Source organism: Polaromonas sp. UC242_47, from assembly GCF_044452385.1.
In the GTDB taxonomy this organism is placed as follows: domain Bacteria; phylum Pseudomonadota; class Gammaproteobacteria; order Burkholderiales; family Burkholderiaceae_C; genus Polaromonas.
In genome coordinates, this window is record NZ_JBIOAO010000003.1 from 15421 (window position 1) to 36261 (window position 20841).

The 20841-nt window shown below is 62.8% G+C and carries 17 protein-coding genes; 11 read left to right on the plus strand and 6 right to left on the minus strand.

Features of this window, described 5'->3' with window-relative positions; genetic code table 11:
- Positions 1-254: 254 nt before the first annotated feature.
- Positions 255-569 carry a hypothetical protein gene (locus ACHMXK_RS21745; RefSeq protein WP_397442768.1) on the minus strand — a complete coding sequence of 105 codons (315 nt, stop codon included), beginning with the start codon at positions 567-569 and terminating at the stop codon, positions 255-257.
- A 323-nt stretch (positions 570-892) separates the two neighbouring features.
- On the opposite strand from ACHMXK_RS21745, the gene ACHMXK_RS21750 reads away from it, so the two are divergent.
- The 3 genes from ACHMXK_RS21750 to ACHMXK_RS21760 all read left to right on the plus strand — a co-directional run bounded on the left by ACHMXK_RS21750 (position 893) and on the right by ACHMXK_RS21760 (position 4261).
- Positions 893-3211 (plus strand): NADP-dependent malic enzyme, encoded by a 2319-nt coding sequence (locus ACHMXK_RS21750; protein ID WP_397442769.1) that lies wholly within the window; start codon positions 893-895, stop codon positions 3209-3211.
- Between the two features lie 187 nt (positions 3212-3398).
- A complete protein-coding gene (locus tag ACHMXK_RS21755) occupies positions 3399-3806 on the plus strand; it encodes a ribonuclease domain-containing protein (RefSeq protein WP_397442770.1) in 408 nt (135 codons plus the stop codon).
- A gap of 53 nt (positions 3807-3859) precedes the next feature.
- The gene (locus ACHMXK_RS21760) at positions 3860-4261 is read left to right on the plus strand and encodes a barstar family protein (protein ID WP_397442771.1); all 402 of its coding nucleotides are present in this window, start codon (positions 3860-3862) and stop codon (positions 4259-4261) included.
- A 338-nt stretch (positions 4262-4599) separates the two neighbouring features.
- Here ACHMXK_RS21760 and rsmA read toward each other — a convergent pair whose 3' ends face one another.
- The 3 genes from rsmA to ACHMXK_RS21775 all read right to left on the minus strand — a co-directional run bounded on the left by rsmA (position 4600) and on the right by ACHMXK_RS21775 (position 9436).
- Positions 4600-5376, minus strand: coding sequence for a 16S rRNA (adenine(1518)-N(6)/adenine(1519)-N(6))-dimethyltransferase RsmA (rsmA, locus tag ACHMXK_RS21765; protein WP_397442773.1), 777 nt, complete (start codon positions 5374-5376; stop codon positions 4600-4602).
- A 165-nt stretch (positions 5377-5541) separates the two neighbouring features.
- Complete coding sequence (locus ACHMXK_RS21770; protein ID WP_397442774.1) at positions 5542-6963, minus strand: peptidylprolyl isomerase; 1422 nt, start codon at positions 6961-6963, stop codon at positions 5542-5544.
- Positions 6956-9436: an LPS-assembly protein LptD gene (locus ACHMXK_RS21775; RefSeq protein ID WP_397442775.1), complete on the minus strand. Its 2481-nt coding sequence runs from the start codon at positions 9434-9436 to the stop codon at positions 6956-6958. The genes ACHMXK_RS21770 and ACHMXK_RS21775 overlap by 8 nt, the downstream gene beginning before the upstream one ends.
- Before the next feature lie 109 nt (positions 9437-9545).
- Here ACHMXK_RS21775 and ACHMXK_RS21780 point away from each other — a divergent pair, with 109 nt between their 5' ends.
- The 8 genes from ACHMXK_RS21780 (at position 9546) to ACHMXK_RS21815 (ending at position 18169) form a co-directional block, all read left to right on the plus strand.
- Positions 9546-10613: an aminoglycoside phosphotransferase family protein gene (locus ACHMXK_RS21780; RefSeq protein WP_397442776.1), complete on the plus strand. Its 1068-nt coding sequence runs from the start codon at positions 9546-9548 to the stop codon at positions 10611-10613.
- Between the two features lie 97 nt (positions 10614-10710).
- Positions 10711-11439 (plus strand): 16S rRNA (uracil(1498)-N(3))-methyltransferase, encoded by a 729-nt coding sequence (locus tag ACHMXK_RS21785; RefSeq protein WP_397442777.1) that lies wholly within the window; start codon positions 10711-10713, stop codon positions 11437-11439.
- A complete protein-coding gene (locus ACHMXK_RS21790; RefSeq protein ID WP_397442778.1) occupies positions 11436-12812 on the plus strand; it encodes a hypothetical protein in 1377 nt (458 codons plus the stop codon). Before ACHMXK_RS21785 ends, ACHMXK_RS21790 begins: the two co-directional genes overlap by 4 nt.
- Entirely contained in the window at positions 12805-13512 is a 708-nt protein-coding gene (locus ACHMXK_RS21795; protein ID WP_397442779.1) for a hypothetical protein, read from the plus strand. Before ACHMXK_RS21790 ends, ACHMXK_RS21795 begins: the two co-directional genes overlap by 8 nt.
- The gene (locus tag ACHMXK_RS21800; protein ID WP_397442780.1) at positions 13490-16336 is read left to right on the plus strand and encodes an ATP-binding protein; all 2847 of its coding nucleotides are present in this window, start codon (positions 13490-13492) and stop codon (positions 16334-16336) included. Before ACHMXK_RS21795 ends, ACHMXK_RS21800 begins: the two co-directional genes overlap by 23 nt.
- 150 nt (positions 16337-16486) lie before the next feature.
- Positions 16487-17656: an MFS transporter gene (locus tag ACHMXK_RS21805; protein ID WP_397442781.1), complete on the plus strand. Its 1170-nt coding sequence runs from the start codon at positions 16487-16489 to the stop codon at positions 17654-17656.
- Between the two features lie 38 nt (positions 17657-17694).
- Positions 17695-17850, plus strand: coding sequence for a hypothetical protein (locus tag ACHMXK_RS21810; RefSeq protein WP_397442782.1), 156 nt, complete (start codon positions 17695-17697; stop codon positions 17848-17850).
- Positions 17837-18169, plus strand: a complete 333-nt coding sequence (locus ACHMXK_RS21815; RefSeq protein ID WP_397442783.1) for a YidB family protein — start codon at positions 17837-17839, stop codon at positions 18167-18169. Before ACHMXK_RS21810 ends, ACHMXK_RS21815 begins: the two co-directional genes overlap by 14 nt.
- A 102-nt stretch (positions 18170-18271) precedes the next feature.
- Here the strand turns inward: ACHMXK_RS21815 and ACHMXK_RS21820 are convergent, their stop codons facing one another.
- Together ACHMXK_RS21820 and ACHMXK_RS21825 are read right to left on the minus strand one after the other, a co-directional pair.
- Positions 18272-19165: a lysophospholipase gene (locus ACHMXK_RS21820; RefSeq protein WP_397442784.1), complete on the minus strand. Its 894-nt coding sequence runs from the start codon at positions 19163-19165 to the stop codon at positions 18272-18274.
- 32 nt (positions 19166-19197) lie between these two features.
- Entirely contained in the window at positions 19198-20670 is a 1473-nt protein-coding gene (locus tag ACHMXK_RS21825; RefSeq protein WP_397442785.1) for a M20 family metallopeptidase, read from the minus strand.
- Positions 20671-20841: the final 171 nt, after the last annotated feature.

The following is a 20841-nucleotide window of genomic DNA, read 5'->3' on the forward strand; positions in this document are numbered from 1 at the left end:
GTGTATGGGATGGCATGTGCCCTCTGTACAGAAGAAGTAGATTCGTCCTGCGCGTGAGAGAGCATGCTCAGAACACAAGCAGGTGACAGCCAGCCATAGACGATTTTTTCCCGCCAAGTTACACGCCCGAATCGGGGTTAACTTTGTGGATAAGTCGTGGCACAACATCAAAATGTGGCGCCACCATTGGCTTTGCAGGGTGCTGCTTGCGAAATAAGCAGCCCCCTGGTCTGGCCGCATAAACGCCCCTGTGCTCAGTCAGCCAAGGCACTTTGTGGTGTCAGGTGAAGCTCAAAATGCGCTTCGCTTTCACCGATGTTTTTCAAACCAGCACGCTGCGCAGCTTCAAAAGCCTTGGGCCATTTCACGGCCAAGCTGGCCACCGACGCGCTCAGCTCACTGGCGTCACACTCACAGGCATCACGCCAGGCGCGATACGCGGCCACCACCGCATCCGCGCCGCCCAGAGCGCGGTTCAATTCCTTGATAAACCGCCGCTCCGCCGAAACCCTCTCCGCCTCAGGCAAGCCCTCCATGTCATGAAGACTGACGCCATATGGTTCACTCATAAAACCTCCACTAATAACTGTACAAATATACAGTTATTTGGGCTTGAAAAGTTTGCTCTTTGGTCTTGAACCTCGCTTGCGTTTGTCTTCGTCGGCGACCGTGTCTCCAGCAATTCGACAGGAACACCGGGCGATTTACGGCAGCGCCCACACCAGCGGCGGATCCCTACAGCCTGCGCGCCCAAGCAGCTTTGTGAAAAAGTCAAAAGCACTGCACCTGTTTGCGTAAATCCACTTACTAGGGTTTCCCCAAGCGTCGGCCTACAATCGCAGACCTTACAAAGATACGGCCCTGCCGGGGCCACTGCTCAGGAGACCATTGAATGCCCGAAGTTGTGCCCGCCGCCCCTAATAACAACCAGGAAAAACGCGACGAATTGCGCCGCGCCGCACTGGAGTACCACGAGTTCCCGACCCCCGGGAAAATCGCGATCGCGGCCACCAAACAGCTGGTCAACCAGCGTGACCTGGCCCTGGCGTATTCGCCCGGCGTGGCCGCTCCTTGCGAGGAAATCGTCAAGGACCCGAATGCCGCCTTCAAATACACCAGCCGCGGCAACCTGGTTGCGGTGATCACCAACGGCACGGCCGTGCTGGGCCTGGGCAATATTGGCCCGCTGGCGGCCAAGCCGGTGATGGAAGGCAAGGGCGTGTTGTTCAAGAAGTTCGCCGGCATCGACGTCTTCGACATCGAAATCAACGAGACCGATCCGGTCAAGCTGGTGGAAATCATTGCCTCGCTGGAACCCACTTTTGGTGCGGTCAACCTCGAAGACATCAAGGCGCCCGACTGTTTTTACATCGAGCGCGAGCTGCGCAAGCGCATGAACATTCCGGTGTTCCACGACGACCAGCATGGCACGGCCATCACCGTCGGCGCGGCCATCCTCAACGCCCTCAAGGTGGTCGGCAAACACCCGTCCCAGGTCAAACTCGTGACCTCGGGCGCGGGCGCCGCGGCCCTGGCCTGCCTGGGCCTGCTGCTCAAGCTCGGCATCCCGCGCGAAAACATTTACGTGACCGATCTGGCCGGCGTGGTCTACGAAGGCCGCACCGAGCTGATGGACGAGGACAAGATCCAGTTCGCCCAGAAAACCTCGGCCCGCACCCTGGGCGACATCATCGAAGGCGCCGACATCTTTCTGGGCCTGTCGGCCGGCGGCGTGCTCAAGAAGGAAATGGTCGCCAAAATGGCGATCAAACCCATCATTTTTGCGCTGGCCAACCCGAACCCGGAAATCACGCCGGAAGACGTGAAAACCGTGCGCGACGACGCCATCATGGCCACCGGCCGCACCGATTACCCGAACCAGGTCAACAACGTCCTGTGTTTCCCTTATATCTTCCGGGGTGCGCTGGATGCCGGCGCCTCCACCATCACCATCGAGATGGAAATCGCCGCGGTGCATGCGATTGCCGAGCTGGCCCAGGCCGAGCAAAGCGAGGTGGTGGCAGCCGCCTACCTCGGCGAAAAACTCGCTTTTGGCCCGGAATACCTGATTCCCAAACCGTTTGACCCGCGCCTCATGATCAAGATTGCGCCCGCCGTGGCGCAGGCGGCGGCCGACAGCGGGGTGGCGCTGCGGCCCATCACCGACATGGACGCCTACCGCGAAAAACTCCAGAGCTTTGTGTATGCCTCGGGCACCACCATGAAGCCGATTTTTGCGACCGCCAAAAAAGCCAGCAAAAAACGCGTGGCCTATGCCGAAGGTGAAGAAGAACGCGTGTTGCGCGCCTGCCAGATCGTGGTCGACGAAGGCCTGGCCCGTCCGACGCTGATAGGCCGGCCCGCCATCATTGCCCAGCGAATCGAAAAGTTCGGCCTGCGCCTGAAGGAAGAGCTGGACTACGACGTGGTCAACGTCGAGCAGGACCACCGCTACCGCGACTTCTGGCAGACCTATCACCGCATGATGGAGCGCAAGGGCGTCACGGTGCAAATGGCCAAGATCGAGATGCGCCGCCGCCTCACGCTGATTGGCGGCATGTTGCTGCACAAAGGCGACGTCGACGGCCTGATCTGCGGCACCTGGGGCACCACCGCCCACCACCTGGACTACCTGGACCAGGTGATCGGCAAGCGCCCCGGCGTCTGCACCTATGCCTGCATGAATGGCCTGCTGCTGCCCGATCGCCAGGTTTTCATGGTCGATACCCACGTCAATTACGACCCGACGGCCGAGCAACTGGCGGAAATCACCACCATGGCGGCCGAGGAAATGATGCGTTTTGGCATCAAACCCAAAGCCGCGCTGTTGTCGCACTCCAACTTTGGCACGTCCAACCTGCCCAGCGCCCTGAAAATGCGCCGCACGCTGGAATTGCTGCGTGAAAACGCACCCTGGCTCGAAGTGGACGGCGAAATGCACGGTGATGTGGCGCTGGACGCGACGGCCCGGGCCGCGATCATGCCCAACAGCACCCTGGCCGGTGAAGCCAATCTGCTGGTGCTGCCCAATATTGATGCCGCCAACATTGCGTACAACCTGCTCAAGACCGCGGCCGGCGGCGGCATTGCCATTGGTCCCGTGTTGCTGGGTGCCAGCAAGCCGGTACACATCCTGACCGCCAGTACCACCGTGCGCCGGATTGTCAACATGACAGCCCTGACAGTGGCGGATGCCAACGCATCCAGATAAGCCCCTGATAGACAGCTAGCACTAACTTAGATTCGCGAAATACCCACTCCGGGTTGCCTAAACTTTGAGCAGGCACTTGCAATTTTTGCCCGGATGCGTCAAACTCTGTCTCTTGAAATTTAAGGGTTAACCCGGCACCGATCAAAAGGTTTGGCGGCTTGATCCGGTTCAAGAAAGACGTTTTTTCATGTTGCGAAAAAGTTGGGCTGGTTGGCAACTGGCCATGGCCGTCATGCTGGCGGCCTTGGGCACAGGGTTCAGCCCCGATCTGGTGCAGGCCAAGGGGGCCACACCCGGGGTCGGAACCAGCACCGTCGCCATCGCCGAGCTGCCCGTGCAGGGTCGCAACATGGTTAGATTGATTTACCAGGGTGGGCCGTTCAAGTACGACAAGGACGGTTCGGTGTTTGGCAATCGGGAAAGAATTCTTCCTGCCAAAAACCGCGGGTACTACCGCGAATACACCGTTCAGACACCTGGTGAACGCAGTCGGGGCGCCCGGCGCATCATTTGTGGTGGATTTGTACCCACGACGCCTGATGCTTGTTATTACACCGATGATCACTACGCGAGTTTTCGCAGAATTGTTCAATAAATTCTGCAGTGATCATCAACTTTGAGTTTTTGACTTAAGAAAGAGAAGCGGAGATGGACATACCACTTCGTACTGTTAGACCCAATATCGTGCAATCCATACGCGCTTTTCGCGTGCAGGATCTGCAGGATGCCGCGACACAGCTGAACCAGCATTTCCTGTATGCCAACCTGGGCAATGCCCAGAGCAAGCAGGAAGTCCTGGACATGCTGGCGACACAGTACACATTCCCGGCGCATTTCGGCAAAAACTTTGATGCGCTGTACGACTGCATGACGGACCTGGTGCACAAGTCCGGCCCGCAGCCCGGCTTTATCGTGGTGCTTGAGCAGATTCCTGCCAACGCCAAATTCGACAAAGAAGCGCGCGAGCAATTGCTGGACATCTTCCGGGATGCCGCGGACTACTGGGCGGATCGCAAGATCCCGTTCAGATGTTTCTATTCTTTTCTGTAGCCCGCTCCCCAGACATTGGCCAAGGGGATCGGGCGAATGAGGCCCAGCAAGCAAACAGCATCGATGGTGAAGAACCGATGCCAACCGACAAACTGCTAGACGTGTCGCCCTTGGCGTTGCGCATGAGCAGCCCGTTTAACGCGGGTTACTGGTTGGCAGCGGCCTGACGCCTGGCGACAGCGCTCACAAAAAAGCCCGTTGAAGAACGGGCTTTTTTATGCGCGAGGCAAAACTACGCGCTTTGCCACCAGATTAAGAGATAAATCGGCCTTTAGCCCTTATTGGTCGGGCGCAAACAGCTATCTATTTCATAGCGACTGAGATGCCCCGCCCAATCCTCAGGAAGCAGCCGCCGCACCCAAAGCCTGTGCCAGCGCCACATACTCGGCCACCGGCACTTCTTCGGCTCTACGCTGCACATCAAAGGGCTGGTCGTATTGTTTTTGCGCCAGCCACTGGCCCAACGAATGGCGCAGCAGCTTGCGGCGCTGGCTGAAGGCCACACGCACCACTTCGCTCAATAACAAGGCATCCAGCTGGGCCGGCTCAGCATGCGGCACCATGCGCACCACCGCGCTGTCGACGCGGGGCGGTGGATCAAAGCTCTGGGGCGGCACAAACAGCACGTTCTCCATGGCGTATCGCCACTGCAGCATCACGCTCAGGCGGCCGTAGTCACTGGTGGCGGGCCGGGCCACCATGCGGTCAATCACTTCCTTTTGCAGCATGAAGTGCTGGTCTTCGATGACCTCAACCGCATCCAGCAGGTGAAACAGGATGGGCGTGGAGATGTTGTAGGGCAGGTTGCCAACGACGCGTATTTTTTTACCCGGCATGGTGGCCGCCAGCGCCGCAAAGTCCACCCTGAGAACATCGGACTCGACCACCGTCAACAACGGGTGCGCGCGCAACTGCTGCGCCAGATCGCGGTCCAGCTCGATCACCGTCAAGTGGCCCAGGCGTTCGGCCAAGGGCTGGGTCAGGGCCGCCAGGCCGGGGCCAATTTCCACCATGGACTGACCAGGCCGGGGGGCAATCGCCTGCACGATGTCCTCAATAATGCCCTGGTCCGTCAGGAAATGCTGGCCGAAGCGCTTGCGCGGGATGTGTTTCATGCGATGTAAGGCCTTAGAACGAGTGGTGGCCAGGCCAGTGCGAACAGGGCCGGCCTAGAGGGGAAGTTTTCCGCCAGGCCGCCGCCCTTAGGAAAATTAGCCCCTCTTCTTTGTGCAAGGGGCGGCGCACCGCCGAAGGCTCGCGAAGCGACAAGCGTGGGGGCACTATTGCGGCGGTTCCCGGTATTCCACATAAGCGCGGCCGCGCACTTCCTGCGCCCAGGCGGCATAAGCCTCTTCAAACTTTTTCTCGCGCAGCAGGCCACGCACAACTTCACGCTGCTCGCGCGTGGACAGCTTGGTGTTGCGCCGCTCCAGCACCTGGATCAGATGAACGCCAAAACGCGAAACCAGCGGATCGGCCACCTGGCCGGGAGCCAGGCCGTTCATGCGCTCCTCAAACTCGGGCACAAACATGCCTGCTCCCGCCCAGCCCAGGTCGCCACCGTCTTTGGCGGAAGCGTCCTGGCTGTGTTCGCGGGCCAGCGCCGCAAAATCGGCTTGCCCGGCGGCGATGCGTTTTTTGAAGTCCGCCAGGCGGGCCACGGCATCCGCTTCGCTGAGCTGGGGGCCGGTGCGCAGCAAAATATGGCGGGCGCGGGTTTCGGCCACGGTAGCGGCTGGTGCACCGGCGCGTTTTTTCTCCAGCACCTTGAGCACGTGGAACCCGGCACCGCTGCGAAGCGGTCCGGCGACACCACCCACGGGCAGGTTTTGCGTCGCGTTCACAAACAGCTCGGGATAACGCTCGGGCGCGCGCAAACCCATCTGGCCATCCCGGCTACCGCCGGGTGCATTGGAGAATTCCTTGACCAGCTCGGCGAAATCGGTGCCACTGCGGGCCCGTTCTGCCGCCAACTGGGCCTTGGCCTGAAGACTTGCAAGCTGTTCGGCACTGGCGTTTTCAGGAACGGCCACCAGGATTTGCGCCAGGTTGATTTCCAGCGCGGGGGCGCCAGCGCCACCGCTTTCCTGCTCGCGCAGAAACTGGTCGATCTCCTGCTCGCCAACTTTGGCCCGGGCATCCAGTTCGCGCTCACGCACGCGGTTCAACACAATCTCATTGCGCAAGTCGGCGCGAAACTGGGAAAACACCAGGCCTTCGGCCGCCAGGCGCCGGCGCAATTCGTCGGCCGACATCTGGTTTTGCCGGGCCACGTTGAGCACGGCATCGTCCACCATGCTTTCGCTGACCTGCACGCCGGTTTCCTTGGCAAGCTGCAGCTGGGCCCGCTCCACAATGATGCGCTCCAGCAGCAGGCGCGCCAACTCATTCCGGGGTGGCACCTGCGCACCTTGTTGCAGCATTTGCTGCTCGGTGCGCAACAGGCGGGCGCGCACTTCGTTGTTGGTGATCGGCTCGGAGTTAACCACGGCCACGATGTAGTCGGCCTGCTGTTGTCCGCCCGTGCGGCCACCCAAGGCCAGGCTTTGCGTGCCCAAACCCGGGGTCGCACGCAACTGGCCAGGCGGCCTGAGGGTCTGGGCCTGAGCCAGCATCGCGGGCACAGTCAGCACCAGGGCCAGGGCCGCGGCGACGACTGACGGGCGAAGGCAAAGGTGTTGGGTAAAGCTGGATTTAGTCATAGTTGGTAAAACGGCTGGGCGTCACGCCCTGCTCGCGCAGGTATTGGTAACGCGGAATATTTGCTTTCAAGATTTTCAAAGGGTTACTCCCTATGCGCGAAAACCCGACGAGTTCCAGCTGGAACAAGAGACGTGTGCTGCTGGCGCTTGACGTACTCCCCGCCGCCAAGCTGCCTAGTTGGGTACGCTCCAGCACAACCCGGCCAATCCAACAGCAACCGTCGTATTCGAAGCCCAGCACCATGTCGACGAATTTCTTGTCGGGCACGCTGTAGTTCAGGCGTCCGACGCTGTACCAGCGGCCCGGGCCCTGGCCACGCCCGACGCCCAGGTCTTTGCCTTTGTCGCCCCACAAGTCGTTGATGGGCCACTGCCAGCCCACATCGTATTGTTCGCTGACATTGCGCTGGCGCCGATAGGCTGCATTGATGACGCGGTAATTGCTGGGGCTGTAACGCCCGCCTATGGTCGCGCGTTCCGAAATATTGGTTTTCGGGTTGTACTGGACCGTGGTGTCCATCGACCAGGCTTTGGTCAAATTGACTGTCGCGCCCAACAGCAGGTCGCTGAAACGTTCAGACACCGGCACCACCCCGGGCAAGGTCACCAGTTGGTCCTTGAAACGAAAGCGCTGGGCCACGCCCACGCGCAAGGCCTCGGCCCCGGTTTCAGGGTCCAGCAGGCGCGAGGTGACACCCAGCGTCAGCAGGTTGGAGTCCGAAATACGGTCATTGCCGACAAATTCATTTTCTGTGAACAGCGTCGCAAAGTTGAAAGAGTTGGCACCTGAGTCGTAGTTGGGCAGATAACTCTGGTTGCGGTAAGGTGTATTCACATAAAAGGCGCGCGGCTCCAGCGTTTGTGTGAAGGCCTGCCCGAAATAACTGGTCTCGCGCTCGAAGGTCAAACCACTGTCTAGGCTGAAGGTCGGCACGACGCGGGAAGCCGAGTTGGCGCCATTGATCAGCGGCCCATCAAACTGGTAGGTGGTCGCGTTCAGCATCAGTTTGGGCGTGATGTAGCCACTCGGCCGAATCCAGGGCCGGCTGATCTGTGCCAAGGCAAACGTGCGGCTGGCATTCGGCTGCCCGGTCAGAGCGCGGTCGGATTCAAAACGTGTGTAATCGGTGCTGATCGAGTAGTCCAGCCCGCTCACCCCACCTACGGGAACGTTGACACGGGTGTAGGTCGCCGTGAGCTGCGGCATGCGGTCGTACGGCGGAACAATGGGCGAGTTCACGTCCTGCAGGGTCTGGTATTTCAGGGTGCGCACGGTGGTCGCCAAATACCCCTTGCTCCAGCTCAGGCTGGCATCGTTCGTCAGTAGCCGCTGCGTCAGCGTACTGTTGGCGCGTGGGAAATCGCGCCAATAGTTGTCATCGCTGACCCGGTTCAAATTCATATTGATACCGACGTTGCCGATATCCTTCAAGCCGGTATTGAAGGTCCCGCTGTGCAGGTAGTTGTAGGACCAGCGGTTGCTGTTGCTCAGCTTGTCGTTGGGCATCAGGCTGGCGCGCAACTCGCCTTTGTAAGTCGGCTCCAGGTAGCGGTACTCACCAGCCAGGTTCACGCCACGCTTGCTCATGAAGGTGGGCGACAACGTGGCATCCCGATTCGGAGCAATGTCGAAATAATAGGGGACGGTCAGCACACCACCACTGACGTTGTCTATGCCTATGGTCGGCGGCAACAAGCCCGACTTGCGCTTGTCGCTGAGCGGGAACGTGAAGGTGGGCGCTGCCAGAATGGGCACGTCCATGAAACGCAGGACGCCGCCCGAGGCTTCACCCACGTCCTCCTCCTTGTCAAACTTGAGGCGGCTCGCCTTGACGATCCAGGCCGGCATCCAGCTTGGGCCTTCGCCGCGCTGGCAGGTGGTGAAAGTGGCGTCGTAGGCCACCAAGCGCGTGCTGTCGAGAAAATCCACCCGCGTGGCCGCGCCGTGCCCGCTGTTTTGCAAAAATTTGTACTCGGGCTGGGTGAAAAAACCTTCAAAGGTATCGAGCTTGATCTCCAGCTCCGGCCCGCTGAACAGATTGCCGCTGCTATTCACCTGCACATGGCCCCGGGCCTTGATCACATCGGCCGGCTGGTTGTATTCCAGCCAGTCGGCGCGTATCGCCGAGCCGCCGCGGCGCAATTCGGCATTCCCGTCGATCGTGGTTTCCAGCGACGGCCGGCCCGACATGCGGTCGCCAAACACAAAGGTCGGCAACTCCACCCCCGGACCACCGGGCGGTGTTTCGGCCAGCATGGGGGTGCTTTTCAGCGGAGCGGGGCTGTCCGCAACCTTGCGCGGACCCGTCGCTGGCGCGTCCGGGGCTTTTTGTAACTGCTCTTGAGCAGGCGCGGAGTCTTGGGCATACGCCGTGCCCCCATGCCCCAGGCCCAGCACGGTGCAGGACACCAGACTGAGCGCGGCACGGGCCACCGGAGAGAGAATAAAGCGCGAGCTGGATGCGCGATGCATCGGAAGTATGAGATAAACCCGTTTATAAAATCAGGCCCGATTATCCTATGCCCACCCAAGCCCTTCCCCATCTTTTGATTTATCCCTTCCAGGCAGGCCGAAAGACCGCATGACCGACTCCCCCATTGCCTGGGCAGACCCTGCCCGCGCCGGTGCATTTGGTGCCTGGCTCCAGGCCAGCGCCCCGGTCCACGGCCTCTTGCCCGCGACCTTGCAGCTGGCCTCCGCCGACGCCAGTTTCCGCCGCTACTTCCGGATTCACAGCAGCGATGGCAGCAGCCACATCATCATGGATGCGCCGCCGGCCCAGGAAAACTGCCAGCCTTTTGTCCAGGTCGCCGGGCTGATGGCCGAGGCCGGCCTGAACGCGCCACGCGTGTTGGCCTGGGACCAGCCCCAGGGCTTTATGCTGCTGAGCGACCTGGGTGCACAAACCATGCTGGACGTGATCGAACAGCAGCCCGAAGCCAGCAAATCGCAGCGTGCTTATGCCTTGTACCGCGAGGCGGTGGACGCGCTGATCACCTGGCAACTGGCCTCCCGGCCGGATGTCTTGCCGGCTTACGACGAGGCCTTGCTGTCGCGCGAGCTGGCGCTGTTTCCCGACTGGTATGTCGCCCAACACCGCGGCATCAGCCTGGACGCCGCGGCGCAAGCCACGCTGGACAAGGCCTTCGCGCAGATCAAGGCCAGCAATCTGCAGTCGCTGAATGGCGCCCGGGTGTATGTACATCGCGACTTCATGCCGCGCAACCTGATGCTGGACAGCAACGGCCAGCTTGGCGTGCTGGACTTCCAGGACGCGGTCTACGGCCCCATCACTTATGACATCGCCAGCCTGATGCGCGACGCCTTTATCAGCTGGCCGGAAGACTTTGTACTCGACATCACCGTGCGTTATTGGGAGCAGGCGCGCAAGGCCGGCCTGCCGGTGGGTGATGATTTTGGTGAGTTTTACCGCGCCGTGGAATGGATGGGCTTGCAGCGCCACCTCAAAATCCTCGGCATTTTTGCCCGCCTGACTCTGCGCGACGGCAAACCCAAATACCTGGCGGATACGCCGCGTTTTATCAACTACGCCCGCTCCACCTGCGCCCGTTATCGCCAGTTGGGCCCGCTGATGGTGCTGCTCGACCAGATCGAAGGCAACGAAACCCGGGTAGGTTATACGTTTTGACACTCTTGTTTATAAAGAAACAGGCCTCCACCCCAGGAAGGGCGGGCACAAGCAGCTATCTATTTAATAGTGAACCCGTGTTATTGAAAGCCCGGCCATGACGGCCCGCTTCTACGCCGACCTGCCGCTACTCCCCGGCGAATCCCTGGCCTTGCCCGAACACGCGGCGCGCCATGTGCAGGTCTTGCGCCTGCAGCCGGGCGATACCATCACCTTGTTCAACAGCCAGGGCGGCGAGTTCGAGGCGACGATTGAACGCATGGGCCGCAGCGACGTGCAAGTCTTGGTCAATGCCCACAGCGCCGTGGAACGCGAAATCGGCCGCGCCGTGCACCTGGTCGTCGGCATGCCGGCCAATGAACGTATGGACTGGCTGGTCGAAAAAGCCACCGAACTGGGCGCCGCCAGCATCACGCCGTTGATGGCCGAACGTTCGGTGTTGCGCCTCAAGGGTGAACGCGCCGAGAAAAAACTCGCGCATTGGCAAGGTGTGGCCATCGCCGCCTGCGAACAATGTGGCCGCAACCGCGTGCCGCAACTGCAGACCATCCAGACGCTGGTCGATTGGGCCGCCGCCTTGCCGGCACCCAGCGCCACGCCCCGGCTGTTGTTGTCGCTGCGCACCGGCACCCAGCCTTTGGCGCAAGCCCTGGCCGCCTGGGACAACAGCGCGCCCGTGACCCTTCTCAGCGGCCCCGAAGGCGGCCTCAGTGCGGCCGAAGAAGACGCGGCCGTGGCCCGCGGTTTTGTTCCGGTCACGCTGGGCACACGCATCCTGCGCGCCGAAACCGCACCGCTGGCCGTGTTGGCCATCCTGGCGCAATGACGGCCACGAGTCGACCAGCGCCCTGGGGCGCGGACTTGCCGTTGCCCGTCGGCCAGGAAGCGGAGACGCCGCTGGCCGATTATTTTCGCGACGCGGACCACGCCAGCGACTCCTCGCTGGCCTGGCAGATGGAGCAGAAGTCCGCGCAGATCGACGCCTTGCGCGGCCTGTTTCATGGCCCGGCCGGGCTGGTGCGCCTGCGCCTGTGGGTCTTCATCACCCTGATGGGCCAGGCCGACGCCACCCTGACGCGCGACCAGCTCGACCCCTTGTTTCACGCGCTTCGCCCCGAGGCGCTTGACACCGTGCTCAAGCGTTTTCGCGAGATCGGCCTGCTGAGTTGGGACGAGACGCAGCGCCACCACGGCATCACGCCGCTGGCCCAGCAGGTGGCCGCCGTGCTGGGGCCGCTCAGCAGCAGCAACCCCGACCAGGACGAACTCGCCAGCCTGCTGGGCCAGGTGGTGGGCGCCGACCAGCTCGGCACACTCGACGGCCGGCAGGTGCAGATGTTGCAGGCACAACTGGGCCGCTTACACGCTGAATTCCAGGACGCGATTGCCAGCGGCTCCGAATTCCGCCTGCGTGAGGCGCGCAAGCGTTACGACCGCGCCGCCCACCTGATAGACCGCGCCTCCGACGCCATCACCACCCTCATCGGCAACGCGCGCGGCCAGGTGGCGCTGGAAAAAGCCGCTCGCGGCCTGGGCCTGGCGCAGTCGCGCCTGTTGGCCATGGCCAGCCAGTTCAACCGCGCGTTGCAACAGGTGGACCGCCAGCGCGTCACCCTGGGCACCACCGGCATCACCAGCACCGATGTCAAACGCTGGCTGCAAAACGTGAACCACCTGGCGCCGCTCGCCGACGAAGCCATGGCCCCGCCGGTGAGCCTGGCCGCGCTGGCGCCGCATGAGATGCTGGACGTGACCGAGGCCGAGTTCGAGCGCGACCGGCCACAAGCCAGCGCGGCCGACCCGCTGCCCAGCGCCCAGGTCGCGCCCGAAGGCAACCTGAGCACCGTCGCGTTGCCGCAAGAGCTGGCCGACTTGTCCGGCTGGCTGGCGCAATGGGCTTTAGCCGGCGAGGGCGCAGGCGCCGAGTCCCGTCAGCTGGCCGAGGCCTTGTTAGGCACGCCCGACGCCCCTGCGCGTTACGCCCAGGTGGCCTACAAGGCGCAACTGATTCCCTTGCTGGGCGACGTGCAGGCCCAAGGCCTGGCCGGCGCCACCGGCGAGCTGGCGCGCCAACCCTGGCGCGCCGAATGGAGCACCACCTTGCAAAACCTGAAACACCCCGCGGTGACGCAGCTCACGCAAGGCCTGCTGCACCCCGTTTTCCCCGACACACCCAAGGCAGCCCCCGCCCATGAATGACACCCCGGATGACGCCGGCCTGCTGATTGCAGAACTGCTGTCCCGCAAATACCTGCCCCGCACCCATGTTCGCGTGCGCCGCGCGCTGTCCGACGCCGAACTGTTCGGCCAGGTCGAGCAGCGCCTGGCCCAGGTCGGCCTGCGCTGGATGGACAACATCTACGCCGACCATGTCTGCCTGGCGCTGCTGCCCGCCGCGCAAAACCAGGTGCTGGGCGAGTCCGGCATCAACGCCAACAACAACCTGGAGCTGCCACGTGATGCCGTCGCGCTGCTGGTCGTGGTGTGGTCACTCATCGTGCTGCCTAAACGCGAGCGCCAGACCAGCCGCGTCGAGGTCGAAGTGCCGCAAAACGACATGTTTGCCGGCAGCAAGCCCCTGCCTTCCGCCCGCAGCGTCAGCCCGGTGTTGTCGTACAAAACCCTGCTGGAAGACTATGGCAACCAGCTCGGCAAAAAAACCCGGCTCGACACCAACCTCAAGCTGCTCGAGCGCCACGGCTTCATTCTGCGCAAGCAGGACGACATCGCCGAAGGCCCTTTGCTCGACGTCTTGCTCAACTATGACGTGCTGGCGCCCCGCATTTTGAACGGCGCACTCGCCGATGTGCTGGCGCGCGAACAAGCCCAGCAGCCCACCCCTCCTCAAGGCGACCCCACGCCCACCCCACCAGACCATGTTTCATCTCCAGAGTCTTGAACTCGTCCACTGGGACTACTGCCAGCGTGTCAGCCTGCCGCTGGACGCCTCCATCATCACCATCGCCGGGCCCAACGGCTCGGGCAAAACCACGCTGCTGGACGCCATGCGCACACTGCTGGGCCTCAAATGTTCGCAGCCGCGCGACTACAAGACCTATGCCCGCCACGCCGGGGCCAACGTGGCCTGGCTGCGCGCCGTGGTCGACAACCGCGCGCAGAACCGCCAGACCTCCAGCCGGCCGTTTGCGCGCCGCCTGATCTACAGCGACCAGGTCACCCTGGTCTGCCGCATAGACCGCAACGGCGGCGACTGGCAACGGCGTTATGCCGCGCTCGAGGGCGACGTCAGCATCGAAACCCTGAGCCAAACCCCCGACAAGGACTTGGGCTTGATGGGGGTGGAGGCCTGGAACCGGCTGCTGTCGGCCGCCGGCCTGTCGCCGGCGATTGCCAAGGTCTTGTCGCTGGAGCAAGGCCAGACCGACCGCCTCTGCGAGTTCAGCCCGCGCGAGTTGTTGCGCCTGGTGTTTGACGTGTTTGGCGACCAGGAGGTGCTCAACCATTACGACACCGCGCGTGAACACCAGCAACAACTGACACGCGAGATGGTGCAGGCCGAAAAAGAACTGGACCACAGCAAGGCGCAACTGGCCGAGTTGCAGAACAAGGTCACCAACTACAAAAACTGGCAACACAAGGTGCAAGAGCGCGAACGCCTGGCCACCGAGGTCTTGCCCGTGCTGGTCTGGCATGGCGAGCGCTTAGACCTGGGCAAACGCAGCCGCGAGCTCTACCGCCAGCGTATCGCCGCCCGCCTCGGCCAGGCCGAACGCGCCGCACACAACGCCCAGTTGCTGGACTTGCTGCAGGCCCGCACCCAGGCCGAGGCCGAAGAACAACGCCTGCTCGGCGAGCGCGACCAAGCCGCCACCCTGCGCGATCAGTCGCGCGACCAGGAGCGGCCACTCGAGCTGCTGGAAAAACGCGCGACCGAACTTACCAGCCTGGCTTCCGACGAGGCCGATGCCGGCGCGGTCAATGCCCGGCTGGGTGGGCTGGAAACCGACAAATCCGCGCTCGAAGACCAGCTCAGCGACTTGCGCGGCCGCCAGGCCAAAGCGCTGGCGCTGCTCGAATCGCTGCAAGGCCAGCGCACGCCGCCGCCGCCCGAAGAAGCGCGGCGTTTTCGCCAGCGCCTGCAGGCCGAAAAAATCGAACACGGCTTTCTCGCCGACATCGTCGAGGTGCGCGACGAACGCTGGCGCGCCGCCATCGAAGGCATGTTACGGCCCAGCCGCTGGATGGTGCTGCTCAACGACCGCGCCCAGGAAAGCCAGGCCTACGAACTCGCCGAACGTGAGCGTTACCGCCACTACATCGCCGTCGGCACCGACCGCGTGGCCCAGGCGCCGGCCGACTCCTTGCTGGCGCAGGTTCAGTTTGACGCCAAGGTGCCGCGCTGGCTGGTCCAGCAACTGGAAAATCTGCGCTGCGTCAGCAACCCGCGCGAGGGCCAGAAAAGTGGTGGCGCCTGGATCACAGAACAGGCCTATATGCACGACGGCCGCGGCGCGCGTTCGGTCTGGGTCGAGCCGCGCGACTACCAGTTTGGCGCCGCCGCCCTGCAGGCCCAGCGCGAGGCTTGCGAACGCGACATCCAACGCGGCGATGCGGCACAGGCCCCGCTGGCCGAAAAACTGCGCGAGGTCAAACGCCAGATCGAAGACGCCAGACGCAGTCTGGCTGGCCACAGCGCCGCCGAAGAACTGGCGCGGCGCAGCGAAGAGTTTGCCGAGGCGCGCCGCGCATTGCCGGCTGCCAGACAGGCACGTATCAGCGCCGCCACCCGCTGGCAACAACTCGACCAGGACCACCGCGCGGCCAGCCTGCGCCAGCAACAAGGCGACGCCGCCTACCGGGCGTTGCAACACAACCTGCAGAAAAAAACCAGCGAAGCCGCCCACGCCGCGCAGGAATGGCAGCAGCGCCGGACCCAGTTGTCGGTGGAGGTCGATGCCTCCCGGCAGCGCAAGCGCCAGTTTCCCGTCGCGTGGATCACACCCGACAAACTGCAGGAACTCGCCGCCAGCTACCAGAACGCCACCCAGGCCCGCCTGCGCCTGCTGGCGGTGGAAGAAGACCTGGCGCAGGACACCTGGGAACAGGACGCGACCGTTGAAGAACGTTACCGGCGCATGGAAGCTACGGTGCGCGACCAGGGTTTCAGCCTGGACGACCACCAGGTCAAAAACGCGCAGGCCGGCACCGCGGTGTTCAACGCCCGCGAAAGTTATATCGAGGTCTTGCGCAGCACCGTGCGGCGTTACCGCAAAAACATCCAGGAGTTGGGCGCACTGGCCGGCGTCGATGTCGCCGCCGATTTGCCGGCGCTGGAAAACGACGACACCGTGTTGACCCAGGCCGGCCTGAAGGTCAACTTCAACTTCGACGGCAAGGGCAGCATAGGCCTGAACGACGGCGAGGCTTCGGGCGGCCAGCAGGTCATCAAGTCGCTGATCCTGCTGGTGGGCCTGCTCAAGGACGAGGACAACGCCTCGGGCGGTTTTGTGTTCATCGACGAGCCTTTTGCCCACCTCGACGTGCGCAACATCCAGCTGGTCGGCCACTTCCTGCGCTCCACCCAGGCGCAGTATGTGTTGACCACACCGATCACACACAACCTGGAAGTGTTCGAGCCGGCCGAGATCACCCTGGTCACCAGCAAAAAACCACGCGATGCCCGCTGGGCACCGCCGATTGCGGTGGCCAAGCGGCGCGGCCTGCCGGAGATGACCCTGGAGCGAACCGGAACTAACGGCTGAGGCCGGCAGTAGCAAGGTGGTGGGCGACTGGCTCAGCAGCGCTGTCGCTCCCCTTTTGATAGCTGTTTGCGCCCGTGTCTTCTGGGCTACAGGCCTTTTTTCCTCAAGAATTTTGCCCAGGAGCTGGTGAGGCTCGCTACACTCTGAGCCATGAACCGCAATCTCTGGCTGCTCGCCATCTGTCAAGGCCTCTTCCTCACCAACAACGTCACCTTCATCGCCATCAATGGCCTGGTCGGTCTGGCCCTGGCGCCGCTGGGCTGGATGGCGACCTTGCCAGTTATGGGTTATGTGGTGGGCGGCGCGTTATCGACCGGGCTGGTGGCACGTACACAACGCCTGTTTGGCCGCAAAACCTCTTTCCAGCTCGGGCTGCTGGTGGCCATCGCCTCGGCGCTGCTCTGCTGTTATGCGGCTTACAGCAGAAACTTCTGGCTGCTGGTGACCGCCACCGTGGTCGCCGGTTATTACAACGCCAATGCGCAGCTCTACCGCTTTGCCGCCGCCGAGTTGGCGCTGCCGGCCTTCAGGGAAAAAGCCATTTCCCTGGTGATGGCCGGCGGCCTGATAGGCGCCATCGCGGGACCCAACCTGGCGGCCCAGACGCGGACCCTGACCGAGGTGCCGTTTGCCGGCGCTTACCTGGCGCTGGCCGGTGTGGCCTTGTTGGCCATGGCGCTGCTGGCTTTTGTGCAGTTTCCACCGGCGCCGGTGCAACACGCCGCTGGCGGCGGCCGGCCCTTGGGCGAAATCATGCGCCAGCCGGTGTTCATCGTCGCCGCCGCGGCGGGTGCGCTGGGTTATGGCGTGATGAACCTCTTGATGGCTGCCACGCCGATTGCCATGCAGCTTTGCAGCCTGCCGTTTTCCGACGTGGCCCTGGTGCTGGAGTGGCATGTGATCGGCATGTTTGCACCCGGTTTTTTCACCGGCCACCTGATCAAACGGTTTGGCACCCTGCCCATCATGGCGGTGGGGCTGGCGCTGAATATTGTGTGTGTGCTGATCGCGCTGTCGGGTGTCGAGTTTCAGCAGTTTCTGATCGCGCTGTTTTTGCTCGGCCTGGGCTGGAATTTCCTGTTCACCGGCAGCACCACGCTGGCCTTGACCGCTTACCGCCCGGAAGAAAAAGACAAGGCGCAAGGTGCGCTGAATTTTTGCGTGTTTGCGGTGCTGGCCCTGTCCTCCCTGGTGTCCGGTGTGCTGGTCACCACCCAGGGCTGGACCTTGTTAAACCTCGGATCCTTGCTGCCGCTGGGCCTGACCGCGCTGGCACTGGGCTGGCTTGCGCTGGCGCAGCGCAAGCCGCAGAATGTCTGAAACAAGGTCTTCTTGTTTTTATTCACTGGAGCACGATCATGGGTTTACTTGATTCGGTTTTAGGCGCGGTGACGGGTGGGCAACAGCCACAAGCGGGCGCCAACGCGGCCGGCGGCGGCCTGGGCGGGTTGATAGGCATGGTGACCAGCAACCCCCCAATTGCTCCAGGCCGTGACGGCCATGTTGAGCAATGACAGCCCCCATGGCGGCCTGGGTGGTTTGTTACAAAAGTTTCAGCAAGCCGGTTTGGGTGACGTCGCCGGCTCCTGGGTCGGCAGCGGGCAGAACCAGCCTATTTCCGGCGAGCAGCTCAGCCAGGTGCTGGGTCCGGACACCATGTCCGGCCTCGCCGAAAAACTCGGTGTGGCCCCAGGCGAAGCCGCCGGCCAGTTGTCCAACATCCTGCCCGGCCTGATTGATCACCTGACCCCGCAGGGCCAAGCCCCGGAGCAAGGGCTGGGCAATGCGGGCGACCTGATGGGCATGCTGGGCGGTCTGCTGAACAAACGTTAATCAGACCTTGACCCGCGCGGGCCGCCTGGCCGGCCCGGCTTCACCGCTACTTATTTGGTAGCTGCCTGCGCCCGTGCCATATGGGCTACAGGCCTTTTTTCCTTAGAAATGGCTGTCCAGCCAGGCTTTCAGCGTGGCAAACACCGGCGCGTTGTCAGCCTCGTTGAACAGTTCATGGAACAAGCCGTCGAAACAACGGGCCGTGACCACCTGGGCGGCGCCGTTGCCGGCCGCTGCCGCCGCAAAGGCGCGGCTGCCGGCCGGATTCACCAGCTTGTCCGCACCCGCATACATCAGCAGGGTGGGTGTGGTCCAGCCGGCGGCTGCGGCCACCGTGGCCGGCCCGGCGGTCGCAATAAATTTGGCCAGGCGCGCGGAGATTTTCGCGTGCACCAGCGGATCGGCCAGGTAGGTACGCACCACCTGCGTATCGTGCGAGATGAATTCGGGATTCAGGCCGTTGTTGATACGCAGGTTGGGCGCAATCGCCGGCAAGGTGGCCACCAGCAGTTTTTGCAAGGCATTGAGCCCCGGGTCCAGCGCCGGTGACGACATCACCAGGCCTTCCACAGCACGAAGCTTGAGCGAAACAAAACGCCCGACCACTGAACCGCCCATGCTGTGGCCCAGCAAAATCAGCGGCACGGGGCCGGCCGCCGCGTCCCGGCCAAGCAAATGCTGGGCCCGCAGCCGGGTGTTGTCGACCACCTCGGCCAGGTCTTCCAGCAGCAAGGCTTCGCTGGACAAGGCGCCGCGTTCGCCGCCGGACTCGCCGTGGCCGCGCTGGTCATACGCACGCACCGCAAAACCCCAGGCGATCAGCCGGCGCGCCACATGACCATACCGGCTGGCGTGTTCGCCGAGTCCATGAACAATCAGCACCACGGCGCGCGGCGGCTGCGCGTCTTCGGCCTCCCAGACGTCTTGTGGCCACTCGTAAAGCGCCAGATTTTCGCCATCGCGGGCCGTGAAGGGCGCCAATACCGGGTTGTGCATGCGATTCCTGATCCTTGACGTTTAAAAGAGGTTCACGGCATCTGGGCCATCACATGCGCCACAGCCGCGGTGATTTTTTTGGCGTAAGGCACATGCAGAAACTCATTCGGTCCGTGTGCATTGCTCCGGGGGCCCAACACGCCGCAGACCATCATCTGCGCCTTGGGGAAACCGCGGCTCAACATGCTCATCAGCGGAATCGTGCCGCCCTGGCCTATGGTGCCGCAAGGCGCGCCGTAATAAGCTTGCGAGGCCTCGTTCAGGGCCTTGTCAAACCAGGACGCGGTGCTGGGGGCGTTCCAGCCGGTGGCGCCGCCGGCACTTTGGAACGTGACCCTGGCCTGGTAGGGCGCGTTGTCTTCGAGCAAAGTCTTGAGTTCCTGCACCGCGCTGGCGGCGTCCACCAGCGGCGGCAAGCGCAGCGAGAGTTTGAAGGCGGTGTAGGGCCGCAATACATTGCCGGCATTGCCCATCTCGGGAAAACCATCGGCGCCGGTCACGCTCAAGGTGGGTTTCCAGGTGCGATTCAGCAAGGCTTCGACCGGGTCGGTGGTGGTCGGCAGCGCAAAGGTGGTGGCGCCGCCGCAGTCGTAATGTGCCCAGGGAAAACGTTTGTAAATTTCGTCACCCAGAATTTTCGCCGTGGCCTGGGCCTGCTGCAGGCGCTCGGCCGGAATCTCGCAGTGAAAACTGGCCGGCAACAAACGGCCGGTCTTGCTGTCTTCGAGCCGGTCCAGCACCTGGCGCATGATGCGAAAGCTGGACGGCACCAGGCCGCTGGCGTCGCCCGAATGCACCCCTTCGGTCAAAATCTCGACCTTCAAGACGCCGCTGGCCATGCCGCGCAAGGATGTGGTCAACCAGAGCTGGTCGTAGTTGCCGGCACCGGAGTCCAGGCAAATCACCAGGCCCACATCACCCAGCCGCGTGCGCAAGGCATCGACATAAGGCAGCAGGTCGTAAGAGCCACTTTCTTCGCAGGTTTCCACCAGGCCCACAATGCGCGGGTGTGGCATGTTCTGCGCCTTCAAGGCCTGGATCGCCGCGATGCTGGCGTACACCGCATAACCATCGTCGGCGCCGCCGCGGCCAAACAACTTGCCGTCTTCGTATTTGGGTGTCCACGGGCCGAGGTCCTTGCGCCAACCGGTGAACTCCGGCTGTTTGTCGAGGTGACCGTACATCAAGACGGTTTGCGTGGCGTCGGCCTTGGTGGCCGGCACTTCAAAAAACAGCACCGGTGTTCGACCTTCCAGGCGCACGATCTCCAGCTTGAGACCTTCGACTTTTTGCGCCTCGACCCAGGCCGCGGCGTTGCGCATCACGGTGTCGATGTGGCCATGGCTGGCCCAGTCGGCGTCGAAGGACGGCGACTTGGCGGGAATCGTGATGTAGTCGGAAATTTGCCGGACGATGTCGCCGTCCCATTGGGCACTCACATCGGACAGGGCTTGAGCAGCATTGAGGAGGCCGGCGGGCATTTCGCGGTGCAAAGGGGCGTTCATAAAAACTCCGGTGTTGGGCGGCTGCGGGACAAGCCGCTGAACTGGGCCTGAGAGAGCCTGTCTACGCTCTTACTGTACCTGCGCCTGTCACATCCTGCCAGCCCGCCGACGAAGCGCAGCGGCACGCTCGGTCATTTTCTGCAACCATGTGAACACCCCGCGTTCTTTTGC

What these genes read in the sequence shown, in the direction of transcription:
- ACHMXK_RS21800 (WP_397442780.1), top strand. Translation starts at nt 13,490, where the DNA reads ATGTTTCATCTCCAGAGTCTTGAACTCGTCCACTGGGACTACTGCCAG.
- ACHMXK_RS21810 (WP_397442782.1), top strand. Translation starts at nt 17,695, where the DNA reads ATGGGTTTACTTGATTCGGTTTTAGGCGCGGTGACGGGTGGGCAACAG.
- ACHMXK_RS21805 (WP_397442781.1), top strand. Translation starts at nt 16,487, where the DNA reads ATGAACCGCAATCTCTGGCTGCTCGCCATCTGTCAAGGCCTCTTCCTC.
- ACHMXK_RS21795 (WP_397442779.1), top strand. Translation starts at nt 12,805, where the DNA reads ATGAATGACACCCCGGATGACGCCGGCCTGCTGATTGCAGAACTGCTG.
- ACHMXK_RS21780 (WP_397442776.1), top strand. Translation starts at nt 9,546, where the DNA reads ATGACCGACTCCCCCATTGCCTGGGCAGACCCTGCCCGCGCCGGTGCA.
- ACHMXK_RS21825 (WP_397442785.1), bottom strand. Translation starts at nt 20,670, where the DNA reads ATGAACGCCCCTTTGCACCGCGAAATGCCCGCCGGCCTCCTCAATGCT.
- ACHMXK_RS21820 (WP_397442784.1), bottom strand. Translation starts at nt 19,165, where the DNA reads ATGCACAACCCGGTATTGGCGCCCTTCACGGCCCGCGATGGCGAAAAT.
- ACHMXK_RS21755 (WP_397442770.1), top strand. Translation starts at nt 3,399, where the DNA reads ATGTTGCGAAAAAGTTGGGCTGGTTGGCAACTGGCCATGGCCGTCATG.
- ACHMXK_RS21790 (WP_397442778.1), top strand. Translation starts at nt 11,436, where the DNA reads ATGACGGCCACGAGTCGACCAGCGCCCTGGGGCGCGGACTTGCCGTTG.
- ACHMXK_RS21745 (WP_397442768.1), bottom strand. Translation starts at nt 569, where the DNA reads ATGAGTGAACCATATGGCGTCAGTCTTCATGACATGGAGGGCTTGCCT.
- rsmA (WP_397442773.1), bottom strand. Translation starts at nt 5,376, where the DNA reads ATGAAACACATCCCGCGCAAGCGCTTCGGCCAGCATTTCCTGACGGAC.
- ACHMXK_RS21760 (WP_397442771.1), top strand. Translation starts at nt 3,860, where the DNA reads ATGGACATACCACTTCGTACTGTTAGACCCAATATCGTGCAATCCATA.
- ACHMXK_RS21770 (WP_397442774.1), bottom strand. Translation starts at nt 6,963, where the DNA reads ATGACTAAATCCAGCTTTACCCAACACCTTTGCCTTCGCCCGTCAGTC.
- ACHMXK_RS21775 (WP_397442775.1), bottom strand. Translation starts at nt 9,436, where the DNA reads ATGCATCGCGCATCCAGCTCGCGCTTTATTCTCTCTCCGGTGGCCCGT.
- ACHMXK_RS21750 (WP_397442769.1), top strand. Translation starts at nt 893, where the DNA reads ATGCCCGAAGTTGTGCCCGCCGCCCCTAATAACAACCAGGAAAAACGC.
- ACHMXK_RS21785 (WP_397442777.1), top strand. Translation starts at nt 10,711, where the DNA reads ATGACGGCCCGCTTCTACGCCGACCTGCCGCTACTCCCCGGCGAATCC.
- ACHMXK_RS21815 (WP_397442783.1), top strand. Translation starts at nt 17,837, where the DNA reads ATGTTGAGCAATGACAGCCCCCATGGCGGCCTGGGTGGTTTGTTACAA.